At 72.8% G+C, this 22650-nt stretch carries 18 protein-coding genes; 13 read left to right on the top strand and 5 right to left on the bottom strand.

Features of this window, described 5'->3' with window-relative positions:
* Positions 1 to 25 precede the first annotated feature (25 nt).
* From ABEA34_RS22130 to dmpG, 3 genes are read left to right on the top strand one after another with little or no spacing between them, the layout of a single operon-like run.
* A complete protein-coding gene (locus ABEA34_RS22130) occupies positions 26 to 838 on the top strand; it encodes a 2-keto-4-pentenoate hydratase (protein ID WP_345523878.1) in 813 nt (270 codons plus the stop codon).
* Positions 839 to 842: 4 nt separating this feature from the next.
* Positions 843 to 1748 carry an acetaldehyde dehydrogenase (acetylating) gene (locus tag ABEA34_RS22125; protein WP_345523877.1) on the top strand — a complete coding sequence of 302 codons (906 nt, stop codon included), beginning with the start codon at positions 843 to 845 and terminating at the stop codon, positions 1746 to 1748.
* Entirely contained in the window at positions 1745 to 2827 is a 1083-nt protein-coding gene (gene dmpG / locus ABEA34_RS22120; RefSeq protein ID WP_345523876.1) for a 4-hydroxy-2-oxovalerate aldolase, read from the top strand. The genes ABEA34_RS22125 and dmpG overlap by 4 nt, the downstream gene beginning before the upstream one ends.
* Here the strand turns inward: dmpG and ABEA34_RS22115 are convergent.
* The gene (locus tag ABEA34_RS22115; RefSeq protein WP_345523875.1) at positions 2824 to 4038 is read right to left on the bottom strand and encodes a hypothetical protein; all 1215 of its coding nucleotides are present in this window, start codon (positions 4036 to 4038) and stop codon (positions 2824 to 2826) included. The two genes, dmpG and ABEA34_RS22115, sit on opposite strands and share 4 nt — an antisense overlap.
* Before the next feature lie 209 nt (positions 4039 to 4247).
* Between ABEA34_RS22115 and ABEA34_RS22110 the strand changes: the two genes are divergently transcribed.
* The 10 genes from ABEA34_RS22110 to ABEA34_RS22065 all read left to right on the top strand — a co-directional run bounded on the left by ABEA34_RS22110 (position 4248) and on the right by ABEA34_RS22065 (position 17865).
* Entirely contained in the window at positions 4248 to 5156 is a 909-nt protein-coding gene (locus ABEA34_RS22110; RefSeq protein ID WP_345523874.1) for a homocysteine S-methyltransferase family protein, read from the top strand.
* Positions 5157 to 5180: 24 nt separating this feature from the next.
* Positions 5181 to 6083 carry an ABC transporter ATP-binding protein gene (locus tag ABEA34_RS22105; RefSeq protein WP_345523873.1) on the top strand — a complete coding sequence of 301 codons (903 nt, stop codon included), beginning with the start codon at positions 5181 to 5183 and terminating at the stop codon, positions 6081 to 6083.
* Positions 6080 to 6769, top strand: coding sequence for an ABC transporter ATP-binding protein (locus tag ABEA34_RS22100; RefSeq protein ID WP_345523872.1), 690 nt, complete (start codon positions 6080 to 6082; stop codon positions 6767 to 6769). The genes ABEA34_RS22105 and ABEA34_RS22100 overlap by 4 nt, the downstream gene beginning before the upstream one ends.
* 12 nt (positions 6770 to 6781) lie before the next feature.
* Complete coding sequence (locus ABEA34_RS22095) at positions 6782 to 9964, top strand: ABC transporter permease family protein (RefSeq protein WP_345523871.1); 3183 nt, start codon at positions 6782 to 6784, stop codon at positions 9962 to 9964.
* 47 nt (positions 9965 to 10011) lie between these two features.
* Positions 10012 to 12654, top strand: a complete 2643-nt coding sequence (locus ABEA34_RS22090) for an FtsX-like permease family protein (protein ID WP_345523870.1) — start codon at positions 10012 to 10014, stop codon at positions 12652 to 12654.
* Positions 12651 to 14147, top strand: a complete 1497-nt coding sequence (locus tag ABEA34_RS22085; RefSeq protein WP_345523869.1) for an FAD-binding oxidoreductase — start codon at positions 12651 to 12653, stop codon at positions 14145 to 14147. Before ABEA34_RS22090 ends, ABEA34_RS22085 begins: the two co-directional genes overlap by 4 nt.
* 104 nt (positions 14148 to 14251) lie before the next feature.
* Positions 14252 to 15418, top strand: coding sequence for a 3-hydroxy-9,10-secoandrosta-1,3,5(10)-triene-9,17-dione monooxygenase oxygenase subunit (gene hsaA, locus ABEA34_RS22080; protein WP_345523868.1), 1167 nt, complete (start codon positions 14252 to 14254; stop codon positions 15416 to 15418).
* Complete coding sequence (gene hsaD, locus ABEA34_RS22075; protein ID WP_345523867.1) at positions 15419 to 16297, top strand: 4,5:9,10-diseco-3-hydroxy-5,9,17-trioxoandrosta-1(10),2-diene-4-oate hydrolase; 879 nt, start codon at positions 15419 to 15421, stop codon at positions 16295 to 16297.
* Positions 16294 to 17193, top strand: a complete 900-nt coding sequence (gene hsaC / locus ABEA34_RS22070) for an iron-dependent extradiol dioxygenase HsaC (RefSeq protein ID WP_345523866.1) — start codon at positions 16294 to 16296, stop codon at positions 17191 to 17193. Before hsaD ends, hsaC begins: the two co-directional genes overlap by 4 nt.
* 27 nt (positions 17194 to 17220) lie before the next feature.
* Positions 17221 to 17865: a flavin reductase family protein gene (locus ABEA34_RS22065; RefSeq protein ID WP_345523865.1), complete on the top strand. Its 645-nt coding sequence runs from the start codon at positions 17221 to 17223 to the stop codon at positions 17863 to 17865.
* Positions 17866 to 18166: 301 nt separating this feature from the next.
* Here ABEA34_RS22065 and ABEA34_RS22060 read toward each other — a convergent pair whose 3' ends face one another.
* From ABEA34_RS22060 to ABEA34_RS22045, 4 genes are read right to left on the bottom strand one after another with little or no spacing between them, the layout of a single operon-like run.
* A complete protein-coding gene (locus ABEA34_RS22060) occupies positions 18167 to 19120 on the bottom strand; it encodes an acyl-CoA dehydrogenase family protein (protein WP_345523864.1) in 954 nt (317 codons plus the stop codon).
* Entirely contained in the window at positions 19120 to 19989 is an 870-nt protein-coding gene (locus ABEA34_RS22055) for an acyl-CoA dehydrogenase family protein (RefSeq protein WP_345523863.1), read from the bottom strand. Before ABEA34_RS22055 ends, ABEA34_RS22060 begins: the two co-directional genes overlap by 1 nt.
* Positions 19986 to 21125: an acyl-CoA dehydrogenase family protein gene (locus ABEA34_RS22050; protein ID WP_345523862.1), complete on the bottom strand. Its 1140-nt coding sequence runs from the start codon at positions 21123 to 21125 to the stop codon at positions 19986 to 19988. The genes ABEA34_RS22055 and ABEA34_RS22050 overlap by 4 nt, the downstream gene beginning before the upstream one ends.
* Positions 21125 to 22603 carry a FadD3 family acyl-CoA ligase gene (locus ABEA34_RS22045; RefSeq protein ID WP_345523861.1) on the bottom strand — a complete coding sequence of 493 codons (1479 nt, stop codon included), beginning with the start codon at positions 22601 to 22603 and terminating at the stop codon, positions 21125 to 21127. The genes ABEA34_RS22050 and ABEA34_RS22045 overlap by 1 nt, the downstream gene beginning before the upstream one ends.
* Positions 22604 to 22650: the final 47 nt, after the last annotated feature.

Below are 22650 nucleotides of genomic sequence, written 5' to 3'. Positions count from 1 at the left end.
CTGTAACAGGTTCTACTATCGTGTCGTGACCTCCCAGGACTCCATCGGCGCTGCCGTGGCGCGACTCTCACAGGCGCTGGCGACCGGGGTCCCGTGCGCGCCGGTCCGTGACCTGATCGGCACCGACGACCTGCCCGCGGCGTACGCCGTCCAGCAGGGCCTGGTCGAGGCGCGGCTCGCCGCCGGGGCGACGGTCGTCGGCCGCAAGATCGGGGCCACCTCCGAGGCCGTGCAGCGGCAGCTCGGGGTCGACCAGCCCGACTTCGGCTACCTGCTCGACGAGATGGACGTCAGCGCCGGCGCCGCCGAGGGAGGCGAGCCGATCTCGATGCGCCCGCTGCTCCAGCCGCGGGTCGAGGGCGAGGTCGCCTTCGTGCTCGCGAAGGACATCGACCCCGCCGACGAGGCCGACATCACGATCGCCCTGGTCCGGGACGCCGTCGAGGTCGCGCTCCCGGCGCTGGAGATCGTCGACTCGCGGATCGCCGACTGGGCGATCGGCTTCACCGACACCGTCGCCGACAACGCGTCGAGCGGGCTCTTCGTCGTCGGCCAGGAGGGCCGGAGCCTGGACGACCTGGAGCCGGTCGACGTGACCATGTCGCTGACGATCAACGGCGAGGAGCGCTCGTCCGGCAACGGCGCCGCCTGCCTCGGCGACCCCCTGGAGGCGCTGCGCTGGCTCGCCGTCCAGGCATACCGGTTCGGCGACCCGCTGCGCGCCGGCCACCTGATCCTGTCCGGGGCCCTGGGCCCGTTCGTGCCGTTCGCCCCGGGGGACCGGGTCGTGGCGACCATCAGCGGCTTCGCGCCGCTGAGTGTCACTTTCAAGGAGTGAGCACATGACCGAGAAGCTGACCGCCGCCATCGTCGGACCCGGCAACATCGGGACCGACCTCATGTACAAGCTGCTGCGCAGCGACGTGATCGAGCCGCGCTGGATGATCGGCGTCGACCCGTCCTCCGAGGGGCTGAAGCTCGCGGCCGGCAAGGGTCTCGAGTCGACCCACGAGGGCGTCGACTGGCTGCTCAAGCAGGACGTGCTGCCGGACCTGATCTTCGAGGCGACCTCGGCGTACGTCCACCGGGAGTACGCCCCACGCTACGAGGAGGCGGGCATCCGGGCGATCGACCTGACTCCCGCCGCGGTCGGGCCGGCGGTCATCCCGCCGGTCAACGGCCAGGAGCACGTCGGCGCGATGAACGTCAACATGATCACCTGTGGCGGCCAGGCCACGATCCCGATGGTCGCCGCGGTCTCGCGCGCGGCCGCGGTGTCGTACGCCGAGATCGTCGCCTCGGTCTCGTCCATGTCGGCTGGTCCCGGCACCCGCGCCAACATCGACGAGTTCACGCGCACGACGGCGGCCGGGGTCGAGAGCATCGGCGGGGCCGCCCGCGGCAAGGCGATCATCATCCTCAACCCGGCCGAGCCGCCGATGATCATGCGCGACACCATCTACTGCGCGGTCGCACCCGACGCCGACCGCGACGCGATCATCGCCAGCATCTTCGCGATGGAGAAGGCGGTGCAGGAGTACGTGCCGGGCTACCGGCTGCTCCAGGAGCCGCAGATCGACGAACCGTCCGGCGCGACCCAGGGCCAGACGAAGGTGAGCGTCTTCGTCGAGGTCGAGGGCGCGGGGGACTTCCTGCCGCCGTACGCCGGCAACCTCGACATCATGACCGCCGCGGCCACGCAGGTCGGCCAGAACATCGCCCGTTCGATCCTGGGGAGCAACGCATGAGCGACCTCAACACCCTGACCCGCACCTGGACCGACACCGACCCGGGCAGCGGCCTGGACCTGCGGCTCACCGACACCTGCCTGCGCGACGGGTCGCACCACAAGCGGCACCAGTTCACCGGGCAGGAGGTGCACGACATCGTCGAGGCGCTGGACAACTCCGGCGTCCCGGTCATCGAGGTCACCCACGGCGACGGCCTCGGCGGCTCGTCGTTCAACTACGGCTTCTCCAGGACGCCCGAGCAGGAGCTGATCAGGATCGCGGCCGAGACCGCGAAGCGCGCCAAGATCGCGTTCCTCATGCTCCCCGGCGTGGGCACCAAGGACGACATCCGCGCCGCGCAGGACAACGGGGGCCAGATCTGCCGGATCGCGACCCACTGCACGGAGGCCGACACCTCGATCCAGCACTTCGGTCTGGCCCGCGAGCTCGGGCTGGAGACCGTCGGCTTCCTGATGATGAGCCACACCCAGCCGCCCGAGGTGCTCGCCAAGCAGGCGCGGATCATGGTCGACGCCGGCAACCAGTGCGTGTACGTCGTGGACTCCGCCGGCGCGCTCGTCATGGAGCAGACCGCCGACCGCGTCGCCGCCGTCGTCGCCGAGATCGGCCACGAGGCCACCGTCGGCTTCCACGGCCACGAGAACCTCGGCCTCGGCGTCTCCAACACCGTCATCGCCGCCCGCGCGGGCGCCACCCAGATCGACGGCTCGGTCCGACGCTTCGGCGCCGGCGCCGGCAACACGCCGCTCGAGGCGTTCGTCGGCGTGTGCGACAAGCTCGGCTGGAAGACCGGCATCGACTTCCTCACGATCGTCGACGCGTCCGAGGACGTCATCAAGCCGGCGATGCCGGAGGAGTGCCAGCTCGACCGGATGACGCTGATGATGGGGTACGCCGGGGTCTACTCCTCGTTCCTCAAGCACGCCGGCAACGCGGCCGACCGCTACGGCGTCTCCGGCGCGAAGATCCTGCTCGAGGCCGGCCGGCGCAAGCTGATCGGCGGCCAGGAGGACCAGCTCATCGACATCGCGCTGATGCTCAAGGCCGAGCAGGACAAGCTGGCCGCCAACTCCTAGCCGGCGGTCGCCCGGGCGGCCCCGTGCCCGGCGCCGTTCTGCCCCGTCGAGGCGTCGGGGTCGTCGTCGACGAGGTCGCCCTCGGCATCCGTGTCGTTCGGTGCGACGGAGCCCGAGGCAGGGGTGGATCCCGCCGAGGCCCGGGTGAACGTCACCGACGGTGCGCTGTGGACGATGGTGTCCTGGGCCCACCGTTCGCTGAACCCGGCGAGGAAGGCCACCGAGGCGAAGAACAGGTTGGCCTTCCACTGGTCGGCGGGAACCTCGATCGGCACCAGCCCACCGGTGACGAACACGAAGAGCGCCAACCCGAAGACCGCCCCGATCAGCGGACGGATGGCGCCGGCGAGGCCGGTCACACCGTGGCCCTGTGCGCTGTCGATGTTGAGCGCCGAGCGCCGCGTGATCCGGGCCATCACGCTGACGACGCCACCGACCGCGCCGCACACGAAGCAGACCCGGGCCTGGTCGGCCAGGTCCTCCAGGCCCTTCCCGGCCAGGGGGTGGGTCCATCCGTCGGCGTAGTAGATGAGTAGGCCGCACGCGAACATCCCGATGGGAATGCCCAGGAGGTAGTCGCGCAGGGAGGCCCTCTTGGCCGCCTCGTCGACGAACCGGTCGAGCCGGGTGAGCTCGGCACGGGCTGACTGGATGGCGGAGTCCACCCGCAGGTTCCGCTCCTCGCGGGCGGCGGCGTCGAGCTTCTTCCCGTTCGTGGGCTCGGTGGCGTCGAGCACGCTCAGCAGGTAGACGATGATCGAGTAGATCATCTCGAGCAGCACCCGGCGCGACCGTCCGCCGAGGAGAAGCAACGACTTGCGCTCCATCCGACGAGCCCTCCAGATGGCGGTCTCGAACTCGGGCTGGACACTGGCCGTGGCCGACCCGTCGTACCGCACGCACAGTGATCGCTTCTGGACCAACCGACCCGCCAGCCCTTTGGGACGAAGCACTCCCGCGCCGGCGTGGATCCGTTTCGCGAAGTAGAGCTCCTGCAACGTCCCGCGGTAGTGCTGGAAGTTCTTGTGGATCTGGGCGTACTGGTCCGGCGCTTCCTGGTGTGCGGTGATCAGCTCGTCGAAGCCGGGCTCCTCCGGCATGGCCAGGAGGAGTCGGTGGCTGGCTTGGCTCTCGCGTCCGGTCCGCGACAGTGCTCCGCGAACCTCGGTCACGGCGGCCATCTCGGCGGCAGGCGTCCTCGGCCGGGACATGGCAGGCCCCCTTTCGGATGATCACATGATCTTCCGACGGTCCTCCCGGGCCCCGTGCCCGACCATGACCCGTTCGGGCCATGCGCGTGGCGCTTCGCCCTGGTGCTCCTGCTGAGATCGGCCTCATCGGCCCGGTGCGCACCTTAGGCTCCGACCATGACGGACTTCAGGCGCCCGGGGGGCACCGGCTACCTCCACGGGCTGGGCCGATGACCGGGCCGGCGACCGAGCCGACCAACAGGCTCGCGGCCCTCCTCCGCGCGGACCGCCCGGTGCTGCTCGACGGCGGCATGGGCACCCTGCTGCAGGACAGCGGCCTCGAGGACGGCGCGCCCGGCGAGCTCTGGAACCTGGAGAACCCGGACGCGATCCGCGCCGCGCACACGGCGTACGCCGAGGCGGGGGCGCGGGTCCTGACGACCAACACGTTCGGCGGGACCCGGCCGCGACTGGACATGCACGGGCTCGGCGACCGCCTCGCCGAGGTCAACCGAAGGGCGGCTGAGCTCGCCCGGTCAGTGGCCGACGAGCACGGGCTGCTCGTGGCCGGCGACCTCGGCCCGACCGGCGAGCTGCTGGCGCCGCTGGGGACCCTGACCGGCGAGGAGGCGCAGGCGCTCTTCGCGGAGCAGCTCACCGCGCTGGTCGCGGGCGGGATCGACCTGGTGCTGGTCGAGACGCTCAGCGACCTCGGCGAGGCTGACGCCGCGCTCGCTGCCGCGCGCGAGGTCGCCCCCGACCTGCCGGTCGTGGTGACGATGAGCTTCGACACCAACGTCCGCACGATGATGGGCGTCCGCCCCGCCGACGCCGTGGTCCACCTCGCCGCGGCGGGCGCCGACGCCGTGGGGGCCAACTGCGGCCGCGGTCCCGTGGAGATGGAGCTGATCGCAGCCCAGATGGTCGAGGCCCGCCCCAGCGGTCTGCTCCTGGTCGCCCAGTCGAACGCCGGGCTTCCGCAGGTCGTCGGCGACCACTTCGAGTACGACGCCACGCCCGACGTCCTGGCGGCGCACGCCGGCAGGCTCGCGGAGCTCGGGATCGACCTGGTCGGTGCCTGCTGCGGCTCGACTCCAGCCCACATCGCCGCGATGCGGGCGACCTTCGCGCCGGCCTGATCCGTGGAACAGAGGGATCGGGAGATGGCAGGCACCACCGAACGCCCGCGCGAGTTCGGTCACGACGCGGTGATCGTGTGCGACAACCTGCTCCGCATCTACCAGACCGAGACCGTCGAGGTGCAGGCGCTGCAGGGCCTCGACCTGCTGGTGCACGACGGCGAGATGATCGCGATCGTCGGTGCCTCGGGGTCCGGCAAGTCGACGCTGCTCCAGGTGCTCGCCGGCGTCGACGCAGCGACCGCCGGCCGGGCACGGGTCGCCGGGCACGACCTGCTCGGCATGACGCGCCGCGAGCGGGTGCACTACCGCCGGCACGTGGTCGGGTTCGTGCGCCAGCAGAGCACCCGCAACCTGGTGCCGTACCTGACGGCCACCCAGGTCGTGGACCTCCCGCAGAGCTTCGCCGGCGTACCGCGCCGCGAGCGGAGGCTGCGGACCGAGGAGCTGTTCGAGACCCTCGGCGTGCAGCACTGCGCCCACCTGAAGCCGCACCAGATGTCCGGAGGCGAGCAGCAGCGGGTCGCGATCTGCGTCGCGCTCGCCAACCGTCCCTCGGTCCTGCTGACCGACGAGCCGACCGGGGAGCTCGACAGCGCCACGGCGCAGGAGGTCTTCGGGGCCCTGCGGACGGCCAACAAGGAGTGGGGCACCACGGTCGTCATCGTCACCCACGACGCCGGCGTGAGCGGCCAGGTGGCCCGCACGGTCGCCATCCGCGACGGCCGCACCAGCAGCGAGGTCCTGCGCAGCCACGAGCTCGAGGGCGGCACCGGGATCGCCGAGGAGTTCGCGGTCATGGACCGGGCCGGACGCGTCCAGGTGCCGCGCGAGTTCCGCGAGGCCCTGGAGCTGACCCATCGGGTCCGCCTGGCGCTCACCGAGGACAGCATCGAGATCCGCTCCGATCGTGGTGAGGCACGATGACGTCACCCTCGGCACCGCCGATGGTCTCGGCACGTGGCCTGTCCCGCACCTACGGCTCCGAGCCGACCCTCGTGCACGCGCTGCGGGACGTCTCCCTCGACGTCGCACCCGGCGAGATGGTCGCCGTGGTGGGCCGGTCCGGTTCGGGCAAGACGACCCTGCTCAACCTGCTGGGAGGCCTGGACCGCCCGGACACCGGCACGGTCCACGTCGACGGGATCGAGGTGACCGCACTCGACGACGCGGGTCTGAGCGAGCTGCGTCGCGAGTCGGTCTCGTACGTCTTCCAGTCCTTCGGGCTGCTCCCGGCGCTCACCGCTGCCGAGAACGTGGGCGTCCCGCTGCGCCTGCGCCGTACGCCGGTCGCCGAGCGCGAGCACCGGGCGGCGCTGCTCCTCGACCTGGTCGGGCTGAGCGACCACGCCGCGCAGCGACCCGGTGAGCTGTCGGGCGGGCAGCAGCAGCGGGTCGCGATCGCCCGAGCGCTGGCCGGGTCCCCGCGGCTGCTCGTCGCAGACGAGCCGACCGGCCAGCTCGATGCCGAGACCGGCCTGGCCGTGATGGCCCTCCTGCGCGGCATCGTCGAGTCCGAGGGGGTCACCGCGATCGTGGCGACCCACGACCCGGTGCTGGTCGCGCTGGCGGACCGCGTGCTCACCATCGCCGACGGCCGGGTCGGGACCTGAGATGACCCTGCCGTGCTGAGGCTCGTCCTCCGGCGAGCCTGGGTCCAACGTCGGCTGCTGTCGGCGATCGTGGTCCTGGTCGCCCTGGCCACGACGTTCATGGGCTTCTACGCGCTGCTGCTCGGGGTGAGCGGTCCGCGGTCGTTCTCCGAGCAGGTGCAGCGCTCGCAGCCCGACGAGGTCGGCGTGACCGCCTACGTGGTGGGCGTGGCGGGAAGCGACCTGGACGTCACCCGCCAGGAGGCCGGCGACGTCGTCCGAGGCGTCCTGACCTCCGGTCATCCCACCTTGGTCAGCACCGCGACCTCCGAGATGCGGCAGATCGGGGACACCGGGCGGTTCGGCTACCTCGCGACGACCGACGCGGCCGCCGGGCGCGGCACGTTGACGTCGGGCACCTGGCCCCGTGAAGGCGCTGGGTCGCCGGTCGAGGCGGTCGCCCCGGACGCCGCGGCCCGGGCCCTGCACCTCCAGGTCGGCGATCGGCTGACCCTGGGGCCCGGCGCGGGGCTGGGTGCGAGCGAGCACCGGGCGAGGGTCGTCATCGTGGGGACGTTCCGGGCGCTGCCGGACCCGGCCGCCGGGAGCGACCCGCTGGCGGGCGCGGGTTCGGACCCGGCCTTCACCACCGGCGGCGTGACCACGGCGGCGTACGGACCGTTCCTGGTCGACGACGCGGCGTTCCCCGGCACCGGACTCGACGTGGACGCGCTTCGGGTGGACGGCCAACCCGACCTGACGACCTCCGACGAAGCCGCGTTGCGCGCGACGGTGGGGTCCCTGGGCGGTGCCTCCACCCTGCTCGCGGAGCGGGTGGGCGACTCCGCCGAGATCACTCGGGTCGGGTCGGGCCTGCCGGCCACGCTCGATCGGCTGAGTGCCCAGCAGGCCACCACGCGCTCGGCGGTGCTCGTCGCCCTGCTGCTGGACACGATGCTGGGGATCGCCGCCCTCGTGCTGGCCGGTCGGCTCCTCGCCGACAGCCGGACGAGCGAGCGGGAGCTGATGACCGCCCTCGGCCTCTCCCGCGGCCAGCAGCTCGGCTCCGCCCTGGTCGAGTCGGGCCTGCTCGCCGCGGCCTCAACGGTCCTGGCCGTGCCGCTGGCGGCGGTCGCGTACGCCGCGGCGACCCGGCTCCCGAGCGTGCGGGACGCCGGGCTGACCGAGGCGCCGACCGTGACCTGGGCCCTCGTCGGCGTGGTGGCAGCGGGCGCCCTCGTCCTCAGCCTGGTCCTGGTCGTGTCGCCGCTGCTGAGCCCCGCTGCGGACCGTGCACCGGGGCGACGACGCGTGTGGGCCCGCTCCGGGCTCGACGTGCTGCTCCTCCTGGCGGCGGTCGCCGCCTGGTGGCAGCTCGACTCGCGGTCGTCGACGTCCGCCTCCGCGGACAGCGTGCTGCTGCTGGCTCCCGCGGTGTGCCTGACCGCGGTCACCGTCGTCGCGGTGCGTGCACTGCCGCCCCTCTTCGCCACGGTCGCCGCGGCCGCCCGTCGGTCCCGGTCGCTCCTGCCGGTCGCCCTCAACCCGCCGGCACTGCGTCTCGGTGCCGGGACGGCGCTGGTGCTGCTCTCGCTGGCGTCCGCAGCCGCGGCCTTCGGCGTCGCGACGCATGCCACGTGGGAACGCTCGCAGCGCGACCAGGCCGACCTGCGCGTCGGGGCGGACCTCACCCTCGCGCTCGACGCCCCGCCCGCGGCCGACGACGCCACCAGCATCGTCCGAGCGGCCCTCGGCGCCGGCCCGGCGGCCGGCGGAACGCTCGTGTCACCCGTCACCGCACGTCCGCTGACCCTGGGCACCTACCTCGGCCGTCCGGGGAACCCTCCCGAGCTCGTCGCCATCGACTCGCGGCACGCGGGCGCCTTCCTGCGAGGAGGTCTCGACGGAGGAGCGACGTGGTCCGGCATCGGCGCCCACCTGCTGCCGGACGACCCGGTCCGAGGCGTCGCGCTGCCGGCCGGCGGCACCGGGGTGAGCGTGGTCGGCCACGCTCCCCGGGGAGTGCTGGTCTCCGTGACGCCGACCGTCGTCGTGCAGGACGCCACGGGGCTCCGCAGCCCCTTCGAGGCCGAGCCGGTGCCGCTCGACGGCAGGTCCCACCCCCTCAGGTGGTCATCGGAACCCGGGGCGGGCGGGGAGGTCGTCGCGGTCCGGCTGAGCCTCCAGGACGGCGGAACCGCCGCGACGGAGGACTACTCGGCCTCGCCGGTCTCCGTGTCCCTGCGGATCCCCGGACGGGGTGGCGACCCTGGTCCCGACTGGCACGAGCAGATCATGGGCGCCGACGGCTCCGACGGCGTCGTCGCCAGCTCGTCGGTCTCCGTGCGCCGGACCGCGAGCGCGACCGTCCTGACGACCGACGCGCAGGTGCAGGTCTCCTACCTCCTGTACGAGGCCGGCGAGGTGCTCGCCACGTCCTTCGACCCGCCGCCGTCGCTCCCGGTCGTCGTCTCCCAGGCGCTGGCCGACACCCTCGGCACCAAGGTGGGCGGCGAGCTGTCCGCCACGGTCAGCCGCAGCGACCTCACGCTGCGTGTCGTGCGCATCGTGCCGACGGTCCCCTCGGCCCCGGGGCGCGTCGCCGTGCTGGCCGACGTGGACGATGTGTCCCGCGCGCTCATCGGCCGCGGACAGCTCGAGCCCGCGGTGGACGCCTTCTGGGTGTCCGATCCCGCCGGCGGAGCGGTCGGCGCGTTGCGCGGGCTGGAGCTGGGCGCCGTGACGACGCGGGGACAGGTGACGTCCGACCTGGCCCGTGGCCCGATGCAGGTCGTCCTCCCCGTCGCCTACGCGACCGTCGCCGGCTCCGGCGTGCTGCTCTTCCTCGCAGGCGCCGTGCTGGTCGTGAGCGCCGACCAGCGCAGGCGGACGGCCGAGGTCGCGCGGTTGCGCGCCTTGGGGCTGCCCCGGCCCGCAGCCCGGAGACTCGTCTTCGTCCAGCACGGCCTGCTCCTGGTCGCCCTCGTCGTCACCGGCGTGGTGCTCGGCGCGGGAGCAGCGATCGCTCTCTGTCGCGACCTGGTCCGGGCCGAGGACGGGACGGCCCCGGTCCCGGAAGCCGTCCTGGTGTGGCCCTGGGGGACCGAGGCCCTGCTCGCGGGAGGCCTCGTCGCCGCCTCCGTGGCGATCGCCGTCGCGGCTGCGGTCGTGCAGGTCCGTGCCTCCAACCTCACGCTGCTCCGGGAGAGTGAGTGACGATGCTCCCTCGACCCAGGCTGCACGCGCCCAGCATCGTCGGACGGATGCGCACCGACCCTGGTCCGCTGGTGCTGATCGCGGTGGTCGTCGCGCTCACGACCTCGCTGCTGGCGGCAGCGGGTCCGCTGACCGAGCGCGCCTCGGACCGGGCGCTGGCCGACGCCGTACGCCGGGCCGGGGCGCAGGGCGCCGTGGTCGGGACGTTCGATCGCGGCGACGTCTTCTACGACACGCGCGCGCGTGATCCCCGGGCGGCCGCGAAGCTCCGGGCGGCCGTGTCCGGGGCCCAGCGCCTGCTCCCGCAGCGCGTCGCCCGCGTGGTGCAACCGGGGACCACCAGCGCCACGAGCACACCCCTGCAGCTGCTCGACGCCGGTCCCGGGCGCTACCTCACGCTGGCGTACCTCGACGGCCCGGCCGGCCCTCCGGGCGTGCGCTACGTCTCGGGGGGTCCGCCGCGACCCACGGTCGGTGCAGGCCGTGCGGGCACCGAGCTGCCCGCCGATGCCGTCTGGACCGTCCAGGTCTCCCTGTCGAGGGCTGCGGCGAAGGCGCTCGGGCTCCGACCCGGCGACCGGCTCCCGATGAAGGACCAGCAGGCGCGCCCGGTCTCGGCCCTGGTGAGCGGGGTCTTCGTGGCGCGCGACCCCGGCGAACGGACCTGGCTCCCGGTGCCGGAGCTGCTGCACCCGGTCCAGGGCGTCTCCGCGGGCGTGCGCACCGCGTCGGCCGGGGCGCTCGTCTCGGCCGCAGCGCTGCCCGACCTGCAGCTCGCCCTGCCCGCCGACGGTCTGACCGAGCGCATCTACGCGACCCCGCGCCCGGACGCGGTCCGGTGGTCGGACTCGGACGAGCTGCTGCGGGCCATCGGGTCCCTCAAGGCGGCCCCGCAGGTGCCGGGCGGAGCGGTCTGGGACAGCGAGCTCGACCGGGTCCTGGAGGACGGCCGGTCGCAGGTCGCCGTCGCGCGCGGACAGGCCGACGTGCTGCTCCTGTCCCTGCTCGTGTGTGCCCTGCTCGTGCTCTGGCTGGCCGCGGAGCTCCTCGTACGTCGCCGGGCGCCGTCCGTCCTGCTGACCCGGGAACGCGGTGGGACGCTGGCCGAGATCGCCGCCGAGCTCTTCATCGAGGCCGCCGGCTGGGTGCTGGCCGGGGTCCTCGTCGGCGTGCTCGGCGCGTGGCTCGTGACCGGCGACGCGGGATGGTCCTGGTGGTTCATGGTGCCGTTCCTCGCCGCTGCCGCCGCAGGAGCCAGGGGAGCGGCGCTTTCCTCGCGCGCCACGGACCCGCGCCGTACGCCGGCCAACCGCAACGCCCGGCGGGTCCTGGCGCGTGGCCGGCAGCTGCGCCGCGCCGTGGCCGTCGCTGCGGTGGTCGCGGCCGCCGCGCTCTCCTTCCTCGCCCTGCGTCAGCGGGGCGTCGTGGGCGAGGGCGGCGACCTGACGGCGGCCGGCGCTCCCGTCTGGTGGGCGGTCGCGGGTGCGCTGCTGGTCGTCGCCGGCGTGCCCGCGCTGGCCGGGCTGCTCCTCGACGCGACCCGCCGGAGCTCGGGCGCCGTCGCCTTCTTCGTGGCGGCCCGGGTGCGGGAGACGGGCGCTCGTGCGTTGCCGTTGCTCGTGATCACGGTGACGGTCGCGCAGCTCACCTTCGCGATCGCGCTGACCAGCACGGAGCAGCGCGGGCAGGCGGCAGGTGCGCTGCTGAGCGTGGGCGGCGACGCCCGCGCGACGCTGTCCCCAGGACGCCCGAACGCCCAGCTGGTGCCCGCACTCGAGGCGGCCCCCGGAGTCCGGGCCGCCGTCGCCGCCCGCATCGACGACCTGGTGCCCGCCACGTCGCGGACGAGCGCCGACACGGTGCTGCTCACGGTGGTCGATGCGGCGGCCTACGAACGTCTCCTGGCCGCCAGCGCCCTCCCCGACGCGCCCCAGCTCGGGAGGCTGGTCCGGGGGGACGGTGCCGGGGTGCCAGCCCTGGTGCTCGGTGGGCCGGCCGGCCTGCGGGACGGGTTCTCGGTCCGCAGCTCCGGCGGTCCCGCGGTGAAGCTGACGGTGGTCGGCACGGCGCCGCGCGTCCGGGACACCGTCGAACCCGTCGTCGTCGTGGACGCGGCGACCTACGCCCGAGCGGGTGGGGTGGCCGAGCCCGACACCGTGTGGGCAGTCGGGCCGGGCGCGGCATCCGCGCTGCGGGCACAGGCCGGGCCGGGGGACGCGGTCGTGGTCTACGCGGACGAGCTGGCCGCCCGCCGCGCCGCCCCGTTGGTCAAGGTCCTGGTCGGGCTGGCCCTCGGTGCCTCGGCGCTCCTGCTGCTCTTCGCGCTCCTCGGCGTCGTGATGATGGCGGCGAGCGAGGCGGGCCCGCGCGCGTCGTCCCTGGGACGCCTGCGTGCTCTCGGGCTGCGCGACCGCCAGCTGCGGAGCGTCCTCGGCGGTGAGCTGGCGGCACCGGTCCTGGTCGGGGCGCTCGCCGGTCTCGCCCTGGGTCTCGGTGCTGCCGTCGTGATGTTCGGACAGCTGTCGTTGGAGAGCGTCACCGGGCAGGCGAGCGCACCGTCCGTCAGCGTCCCGGTGTGGGTGCTCGTCGGGCCGGCCTGCCTGGTCGGCGCCGTCGTGGTCCTCACCTCCGTCGAGTGGACCCGGCTCCGGCGGGTCGCGCTCGGCCAGCTGCTGCGTGGTGGGCAGTGAGCACCTGGACGCGGCGCGGCGTCCTGGGCGCCGCCGCCCTGGGCGGGCTGGCGGCCTGCTCGTCCGACCCGCCGGGACCGGCCCGACCCACGCCTTCGGTGTCGACGAGCCCGCCCGCGCCGTCCCCGTCCGGTGGCGGGCCGGTGCCGTGGTCGCAGCTGCGCCGGCACGTCCAGGGCTCGCTGGCACGACCCGGCGGCCCGACGTACGACCAGGTCCGCCTGCTCCAGAACCCGCGGTACGACGGACAGCGGCCGCTCGCCGTCCTCACGGTCGCCTCGGCGCAGGACGTCGCGACCGGCCTGGCCTTCGCGCAGGAGCACGGCCTTCCGCTGGCGATCCGGTCGGGAGGGCACAGCTATCCGGGATGGTCGGGCGGTGGGTCGCCGAGGGCCCTGGTCCTCGACTGCCGCTCGCTGTCCGACGTACGCGTCGACGGCGCGACCGCCACGATCGGCGCCGGGGCGACGCTCGCGCCGGTCTACGACAGGATCGGCGGCGCCGGCCGGGCCATCGCGGGCGGGTCGTGCGCGACCGTCGGTGTGGGTGGTCTGACGCTGGGGGGAGGCGTCGGCGTGCTGACCCGGGCGATGGGGCTGACCTGCGACGCCGTCCGGTCGATGGAGGTCGTGACGGCGGACGGCAGGGTGCGCACCGCCAGCGCCGACGAGGAGCCGGACCTCTACTGGGCGCTGCGGGGTGGGGGCGGCGGACACCTCGGCGTGGTGACGTCGTTCGAGTTCGACACCGTGGCCGCCCCGACCGTCAGCACCGTCTACCTCGAGTGGCCGTTCGCGGCCGCGGCAAAGGTGATCGACGCCTGGCAGGACTGGGCGCCGACCGCCGACGCCCGGCTGTGGTCCACGCTCAAGGCGCTCGGCGGCGAGGCCCACCCGGGAGAGCCGACGCTGCTGCTCTCGGGGACCTGGGTCGGACCGACCGGCTCCTTCGACGCCCAGCTCGCGGGGCTGCTCGACCACGTCCCGGCGCCCAGTGTCCGGTCGACCCACACCCGCAGCTACCGCGACCAGATGGCGGCGTTCGCCGGCTCCGGCGCGCGGGAGGCCTTCGCGGCGACCTCGCACGTGGCGTACGACGCGCTCGACCACCGCGGCATCGCCGACCTGCTCGACCAGGTGCAGGGCGCCCAGGCGTCCGGCATCAAGGAGGCCGGTGTCTCGATGGACGCCCTCGGCGGGAAGGTCCGCGAGCTGGCGCCCGACGACACCGCCTTCGTGCACCGGCAGGCGCTCGCGACCGTGCAGTACACCGCGACCTTCCCGCCGGGCCGGGCCACGACCGCCGACGCCTACGTGCACGGCTTCCGCGCGGCGATGCTCCCGCACTGGGGCCACCACGCCTACGTCAACTACGCCGACCCCACGATCACCGACTACCGTGCGGCGTACTTCGGGTCCAACGCGGACCGGCTCGCGCAGGCGCGGACGGCGTACGACCCGGACGGCTTCTTCTCCCAGCCGCAGGACTTCTGACCCGGCGCGAAACACAACGTTCACGGGGTCGGGGCGGTTCCATCTCGACCAAAACGAGAACGTGTTCTAGTATCGATCCTGTCCCACCACGACAGGAGAAGTCCATGTCCCAGGCTGTTCTCGACGGCGTCCGTGACCTGCTGCCCGGTATCCGGGAGCGGGCCGACGAGGCGGAGCGACTCCGGGTGGTGCCCGAGGCCTCGATCAAGGAGCTGGAGGAGGTCGGGTTCTTCCGTCTCCTGCAGCCCAAGCGCTTCGACGGCTACGAGTCCGACCCGATCGACTTCTACACCGCGGTCCGCGACATCGCGGGCGCGTGCGGCTCGACGGGCTGGGTCTCCAGCGTCGTCGGCGTGCACCCGTGGCAGGTGGCGCTCTTCTCCGAGGAGGCGCAGCAGGCGGTGTGGGGGTCCGACACGACGACGCGGCTCAGCTCGTCGTACGCCCCAACCGGCAAGGCCCAGCTCGCGGAGGGCGGCTACCGCCTGTCCGGCAAGTGGAGCTTCTCGTCCGGCTGCGACCACTGCAGCTGGGTGCTGCTCGGCGGCCTGGTCTTCAACGACGACGGCAACGTCGTCGACTTCAAGACGTTCATGGTGCCGCGCGCCGACTACACGATCAACGACGTCTGGCACATGGTCGGCCTGGCCGGCACCGGCTCCAACGACATCGTGGTCGAGGACGTCTTCGTGCCCGACGCGTTCACGCTGTCGATGGGCGACACCGGCCGCTGCTTCGGCCCGGGTCAGGAGCAGAACACCTCCGACCTCTACAAGCTGCCGTTCCACTCGATCTTCACCGGCACCATCACCACGCCGATCATCGGCATGGCGATGGGGGCCTACGAGGAGCACGTGGGGATGCAGCAGAAGCGCACGCGGGCGGCGTACCTCGGCGAGAAGGCGTCGCTCGACCCCTTCGCCGCGGTCCGGATCGCCAAGGCCTCCTCGGAGATCGACGCCGCGTGGGCGCTCCTGGTCAACAACATCCGTGAGGAGCAGGCCTACGTCGCCAAGGGCGAGAAGATCCCGCTCAAGACGCGGTTGAAGGTCCGTCGTGACCAGGTGCTCGGCTCGCAGCGGGCGATCGACGCCATCGACTCGCTGTTCGAGGCCTCCGGTGGCCGGGCACTGGCGAAGGGCACCTACCTCCAGCGCGCCTGGCGCGACGCCCACGCGGGTCGCGTTCACGCCGCCAACGACCCCGAGCGGGCGCTGCAGATGTACGGCGCCCACGAGTTCGGGCACAAGGTCGACCCGGGGATGTACTGAGTGAGCATCACCAAGGAGTCGGTCCGGCACTCCGCCAAGGCCGGAGACATCACCCTCAACTACTACGAGGCGGGTGAGGGGAGCGCGGACAGGCTGCCCCTGGTGATGCTGCACGGCGGCGGTCCGGGCGCCTCGGCGTGGTCCAACTTCGGGCGCGCGCTGCCGCACTTCGCGGCGTCGTACCGCACCCTGCTCGTCGACCAGCCCGGCTTCGGCGGGTCCGACAAGCCGCCGGTGGTGGGCAACTACTACCGGCACTCGGCCGACTACGTCGTCAAGCTCCTCGACGAGCTCGGCATCGACCGGGTCCACCTGCTGGGCAACAGCCTCGGCGGCGGTACGGCGATGCGCCTGGCGCTCAGCTATCCCGACCGCGTCGGCCGGCTGATCCTGATGGGCCCGGGCGGCCTGTCGCTCAACCTCTTCCACGCCGACCCGACCGAGGGCGTGCAGCGGCTGATGGACTTCGGGGCCGACCCGACGCCGGAGCGGCTGCGGGCGTTCATCTCGACGATGGTGGTCAACCAGTCCCTGGTGACGGACGAGCTGGTGGCAGAGCGGTTCGCGGACGCCACGGCACCGGGCGCGCAGGACGCGATGCGGTCGATGGGGATGTCCTTCTGGAACCCCGACACCGCCGAGGACGGCATGCTCTGGCGCGAGGCCCACCAGCTCCGCAAGCACACGCTGCTGACCTGGGGCCGTGAGGACCGGGTCAACCCGCTCGACGGAGCCCTGGTGGCGCTCAAGCTGATCCCCAAGGCGCAGCTGCATGTCTTCCCCAACTGTGGGCACTGGGCACAGATCGAGGCCGCCGAGGAGTTCGCCGAGATCTCGACCGCCTTCCTCGGTCGTCACGTCGAGAGGACACGGACATGATCGACATCAAGTCCATGGGCTACGTCCGCGTGGCCAGCACCGACCTCGAGCAGTGGACGACGTTCGCCGGCAAGGTGCTCGGCCTGGCCACGGGTCGCGGCCCCCACCCGGACCACCAGTACTGGCGCATCGACGAGGTCTCGGCCCGGCTCGTCGTCTACCCCTCCGACGTCGACCAGCTCGGCTGCGTCGGCTGGGAGCTCGCCGACCACCGCGCCCTGCAGGAGGCTCGCGAGCACCTGCAGAAGGCCGGGGTGGAGTTCGAGGAGGGCACCGAGGAGGAGCTCGCGGAGCGCCGCGTGCAGGAGCTGGTGCGCTTCTCCGACCCGTTCGACAACGTCTTCGAGCTCTTCCACGGCATCACCTACGAGTCGCGACCCGTGGTCACGCCGTACGCCGCGAGGTTCGTGACCGGCGACCAGGGGATGGGCCACATCGTGCTGCCCGTCCTCGACGACGTCGAGGCGCTGCGGTTCTACACCGACGTGCTCGGCTTCCGGCTGCGGGACTCGATGAGCATGCCCGGCGAGTTCGTCGGCAAGGCGCCCGGCTCGAAGGTCTGGCTGCGGTTCCTCGGCGTCAACCCGCGGCACCACTCGCTGGCGTTCCTGCCGATGCCCAACCCGTCGAAGTGCGTGCACATCATGCTCGAGGTCGACGAGCTCGACCACGTCGGTCGCGCGCTGGAGCGGGTGCGCAAGCACAAGGCCCCGCTCTCGGCGACGCTCGGGCGGCACATGAACGACGAGATGATCTCCTTCTACGTGAGGTCGCCCGGTGGGTTCGACATCGAGTTCGGCACCGAGGGCCTCACCGTGGACGACTCCCGGTGGGTGGCCCGCGAGTCGACGGCGGTGTCCTACTGGGGGCACGACTTCGGCGCCGGTGCGTCCTGATCGCGCGGCAGTGAAAGACTCACCAGCATGAGCCCGGAGATCGGTCACGACGTCCCCGAGGGCATGAGCCCCGACGCCAGGGAGACCTGGCCGAGCCCGGAGCTCATCAACTCGTGGCTGGGCGACCAGGACGTCGACTTCGAGTTCCGGCCCGGCGAGGACGTCGCCGTCCACGACGACCCCGACGCGGTCGCGAAGGCGCGGCTCTTCCGCGACGTGCTCGGCCGCTTCGCCTCCGGCGTCACGGTGGTCACGACGACCAGCGGCGGCGAGCCGGTGGGCATGACCTGTCAGTCGTTCTCGAGCGTCTCGCTCGACCCGCCGCTCGTCCTCTTCATCCCCGCCAAGAGCTCCCGCTCCTGGCCGCTGATCCAGCGGTCCGGCAAGTTCTGCGTCAACTTCCTCGCCGCCGACCAGGCCGAGCTCTCGAACACGATGGCCAGCCGCGGCGTCGACAAGTTCGGCGACGTGAAGTGGACGCCCTCGACGGAGACCGGGTCCCCGATCCTGGAGGGCTCGCTGGCCCACGTCGACTGCACCATCGAGACCGTGCACGAGGCGGGCGACCACTACGTCGTGATCGGGCGGGTGGTGGACCTCAACACCGACGAGGTCGACGGGGATCCGTTGCTGTTCTTCCAGGGGAAGTACCGCACCACCGACCCGCGCTGAGCCGGGCCCGTGCGTCGAGTGACGTGAATCGGCCCTCAGGACCTCGGCCCAGGGGCCGTTTCGCGTCTCTCGACGGTCAGATCTGGGTACGACGCGGGTTGGCGACCGAGCCCTCGAAGGGGCGGCCGGCGGCGGCGGTGGTGGACTGCGCTGCGGTGGGCTTCGTCATGAGCAGGACGCTATGGAGTCGACGCCTACGTCCGGGCAACAGGTCATCCACACGTCACCTACGGCTCGACAACGCCGAGTCCCACGAGTGGTCTCCAGTCACATGCGTCACGTGTGCCCCGTCAGCGCGGCGTCAGAGCGTCACGGCCGCCCGGTGCTCGAGCGCGGAGCCGAAGAGCTGGCCCAGCGCGTGCGCCCGCTTGAAGACCAGGTGGGCGTCGTGCTCCCAGGTGATCGCGATGCCGCCGTGCAGCTGCACCGTCTCGCCGGCGAGGCGAGCGACGGCGTCGGAGCAGTAGGCCTTCGCGACGTGGGTGAGCTGGTCGGCGTCGTCGGCGTGGGTCGCGACGGCGTACGACGCCGCCCAGGACGCCGAGCGGGTCATCTCGGTGAGGACGAGCATGTCGGCCATCCGGTGCTTCAGCGCCTGGAAGGAGCCGATCGGGCGGCCGAACTGCACCCGCTCCTTGCTGTAGGACACGGTCATGTCGAGCGCCCGGGCGGCGAGCCCGGAGGCGAGGGCGGCGCAGCCGACGGCACCGACCAGGCGGGCGCGGTCGCGCGCGGCCGGGCCGTCGCCGATCCGGGTCCGGGTGCCGCCGTCGACGGAGGCGAGGCGGATCGTCTGGTCCATCGTCGGCGTCCAGGTGACCTCGGCGCCCTCGACCTCGTAGAGGCCGTCGTCCTCCGCGGCGATCACGATCGCGGCGAGGTCGCCGTCGAGCACGGGCGCGTCGCCGTCGACGAAGGCGCCGACCTCACCGGACGCGAGCCTCGGGAGCAGCCGCGCCTGGGCGTCCTCGTCGGCACCGGCGAGCAGCGCCTCGGAGGTCACGAGCGAGCCGAGCAGGGGAGAGGGCACCAGCGAGCGGCCGATCTCCTCCAGCGCGACCAGCGACTCGAAGAGCGAGAACCCGGCCCCGCCGTACTCCTCCGGGATGCCGAGGGCGGCCACGCCGATCTGCTCGCAGAGCGTGCCCCAGAGCGCCTCGTCGTACGTCGCGACCCGGGCGTCGGCCCGCTTGTCGAGCAGCGACCGGACGGTGGCGGCCAGCTCCTGCTGCTCGTCGGAGAGCGCGAACTCCATCAGCCGACCAGCTCGTCGAGCAGGCGCGCACGGTGGTACGCCGGGGTGCCCCAGGCGGTGACGAGCGCGCGGACCTTGGTGATCCAGAGGCTGAGGTCGAACTCCTGGGTGTAGCCGATCGCGCCGTGCACCTGGAGGCCGGTGCGGGAGGCGAGGTACGCCGCGTCGCCGGCCGCGACCTTGGCGGCCGACGCGGGCACCTCGCCGAGCGCGGCGCCGAGGACCAGCGGCCGGGCGAAGTCGAGGGCGATGCGGACGTCGGCCAGGGCGTGCTTGATCGCCTGGTAGGACCCGATCTCGCGGCCGAACTGCTTGCGCTGCTTCACGTAGGTCACCGAGTCGGCCAGGATTCGCTCGCCCGCGCCGAGCAGCTGGGCGGACGTGGCCAGCACCGCGAGGTCGAAGGCGGCGTCGTCGCTGCGGCCCTCGCCGGCCACCGAGAACAGCCGCCGGGTCCGGTCGACCGAGCCGACGAGGTCACCGACCTCGGTCGCGAGGCTGTCACCGACGTACACCTGGTCGGCGACGTCGGCGTCGAGCGCGTACGGCACGTGCGGGGGGAGCGCGACCGTGGCGACGCCCTCGACTTCGTGGCCGAGCGCGACCGGGAGGTACGCCGCGGACTCGACCCAGGGCCCGGGCACGGCGTACCTGCCGAGCGCCTCGAAGGCGACAGCGAGCTCGACCGGCGTCGCGTCGGTGGCCAGCGAGAGGACGCCCTGCTCGGCGAGCCGGGCCCAGAGCCTGAGTCCGGGTGCGCTGTCGCCGTCGGCCCAGGAGCGGGCGACGGCGACCGTCTCGGAGGAGGACAGCAGCGCGTCGAGCGAGGCGGCGAAGTCGCGCTGGTCGGCGTCGAGCACGAACTTCACTTCCGGACCTCCCGCGGCAGACCGAGGATCCGCTCGGCGACGATGTTGCGCTGGATCTCGTTGGTGCCGGCGTAGATCGGGCCGGAGAGCGAGAACGTGTAGCCGTCCAGCCACCGCGACTCGACCTCGGCCTCGGGGCCGAGCAGGTCGAGGGCGGTCTCGTGCAGCGCGATGTCGAGCTCGGACCAGAAGACCTTGTTGACCGATCCGGCGGCCCCCATCTCGCCACCGTCGGCGAGCCGGGTCACCGTCCCCCACGTGTAGAGCCGGTAGGCCTGCGCCTTCGTCCAGGCGTCGACCACGCCATCGGCGTACGCGGGATCGGGCGTGGACCGGTAGAGGTCGATGAGCCGGTCGGCGGCGGCGCAGAACCGTCCGGGGGAGCGCAGCGACAGCCCGCGCTCGTTGCCGGCGGTCGACATCGCCACCCGCCACCCGTCGCCGGGAGCGCCGAGGACGTCGGAGTCGGGCACGAACACGTCCTCGAAGAACACCTCGGCGAAGCCCGCCTCGCCGTCGAGCTGGGCGATCGGGCGGACCGTGATGCCGTCGGCGTCGAGGGGGAAGAGGAAGTAGGTGAGGCCGTGGTGGCGCGCCGCCTGCGGATCGGAGCGGAACAGTCCGAAGCCCCAGTGGGCGAAGGACGCGCGCGACGACCAGGTCTTCTGGCCGTTGAGCACCCACCCGCCGCGCTCGTCGTCGCGCTGCGCGGTCGAGCGCAGCGAGGCCAGGTCGGACCCGGCCTCCGGCTCCGACCAGCACTGCGCCCAGATCTTCTCGCCCGTCGCCATCGTCGGCAGGAAGCGGTCCTGCTGCTCCTGGGTGCCGTGGTCGAAGACGATCGGCGCGAGCAGGAAGATGCCGTTCTGGGAGACCCGGCCGGGAGCGCCGGCGCGGTAGTACTCCTCCTCGAAGACGACCCACTCGACCAGCGAGGCCTCGCGACCGGAGTACGCCGTCGGCCAGGACACGACCGACCACCTCGCGTCGGAGAGCCGCTTCTCCCACTCCTGGTGGGCGACGAAGCCGTCGGCGGTGTCCATCGACGGCAGCGGCTCCGCCGGCACGTTGGCCTCGAGCCAGGCGCGGGCCTCGGCCTGGAAGGCCAGTTCGGACTCGGACAGGGTCAGGTCCATCAGTCGCCCCTCAGCTGGGTCTTGAGCACCTTGCCGGACAGGTTGCGCGGGAGCGCGTCGACGACCTCGACGTGGCGTGGCACCTTGAAGTTGGCCAGGCGCTCCTTGGCGTAGGCGATCACGTCGTCGGGCCGGGCCGTGCCCACGACGTAGGCCTTGCCGACCTCGCCCATCCGCTCGTCGGGCACGCCGACGACGGCCACGTCCGCGACGCCTTCCATCCGCGCGAGCGTCTGCTCGACCTCGGCGGGATAGACGTTGAAGCCGCCGGAGATGTACATGTCCTTGAGCCGGTCGGTGATCGACAGGTTGCCGTCGTCGTCGAGCACGCCGACGTCGCCGGTGTGCAGCCACCCGTCGGCGTCGATCGCCTCGGCGGTCGCCTCCGGGTCGTCGAAGTAGCCGAGCATCACGTAGTCGCCGCGAACGAGGAGCTCTCCGTCCGGGCCGATGCGGGTCTCCATCCCGGGGACCGCCCGGCCGCAGGTGGTGGCCACGGTCTCGGCCGAGTCGCCCTCGCGGCACATCGTGACGACGACCGCCTCCGTCATGCCGAAGGCGGTCACGACCTGGTCGATCGCGAGCTCGTCGCGCATCCGCTCGATCAGCACGACCGGGACGACGGCGGCGCCGGTGACGGCGAGTCGCAGCGACGACAGGTCGCGGTCGGCACGGCCCGGGGCGTTGAGCAGCGAGGTGAAGATCGTGGGGGCGCCCGGCAGCACGGAGATCCGCTCGGTCTCGATGAGCTGCATGGTCTCGTCGAGGTCGAAGGTCGCGACCGGGTAGAGGGTCGCGCCCGTCAGCAGGCCGGTCACGATGCCGACCTTGTAGCCGAAGGAGTGGAAGAACGGGTTGATCACCAGGTAGCGGTCCTGGCCGGTCACGCCGCCGAGCTCACCCCAGGCCCGGGCCACGCCGACGGTCTGGCGGTGGGCCGAGACCGCGCCCTTGCTCCGGCCGGTCGTGCCCGAGGTGAAGAGGATGTCGGCCGGGTCGTCGGGGGAGACGGACTCCGCGAGCCGGTCGACGTCCGCGGTGGTCACCGACCCGAGGTCGAGGTCGGGCAGGTCCACGAGGTCGATGACGGCCAGGACCGACGAGAGGTCGCTCGCCGCGCGCAGGTCGTCGACCTGGGTGCGGCCGAGGAAGCCGTCCGCGACCACGACGATCCGGGCACCGGTGCGGTCGACGACGTCGGCGACCTCGTGCCCGGTGTAGCGGGAGTTGACCGGGACGAGCGTGCCGCCGGCGTACGACGTGGCGAGCGCGGCCACCACCCAGCCGATGCTGTTGGGCGCCCAGACGCAGACGCGGTCGCCGGGCTGCAGCCCGAGCGCGACGTACGCGCGTGCGGCTCGCCGGACGCGGCGCAGCAGCTCCAGGAAGGAGACCACCTCGCCGTCCTGGACGTACGCCGGGTGGTCGCCGAAGCGGTCCGCCGCGTCGCCGAGCGCCGCCGGGATCGTGTGGGTCATGCCGTGCCTCTCCGTCGCTGACTCGATGCTGCGCACCCAACCAAGCA

The sequence above is a fragment of the Nocardioides conyzicola genome (assembly GCF_039543825.1).
Classification (GTDB): domain Bacteria; phylum Actinomycetota; class Actinomycetes; order Propionibacteriales; family Nocardioidaceae; genus Nocardioides; species Nocardioides conyzicola.
The sequence above is the reverse complement of the archived record's forward strand: the minus strand, read 5'-3'. Positions and strand labels throughout refer to the sequence as shown.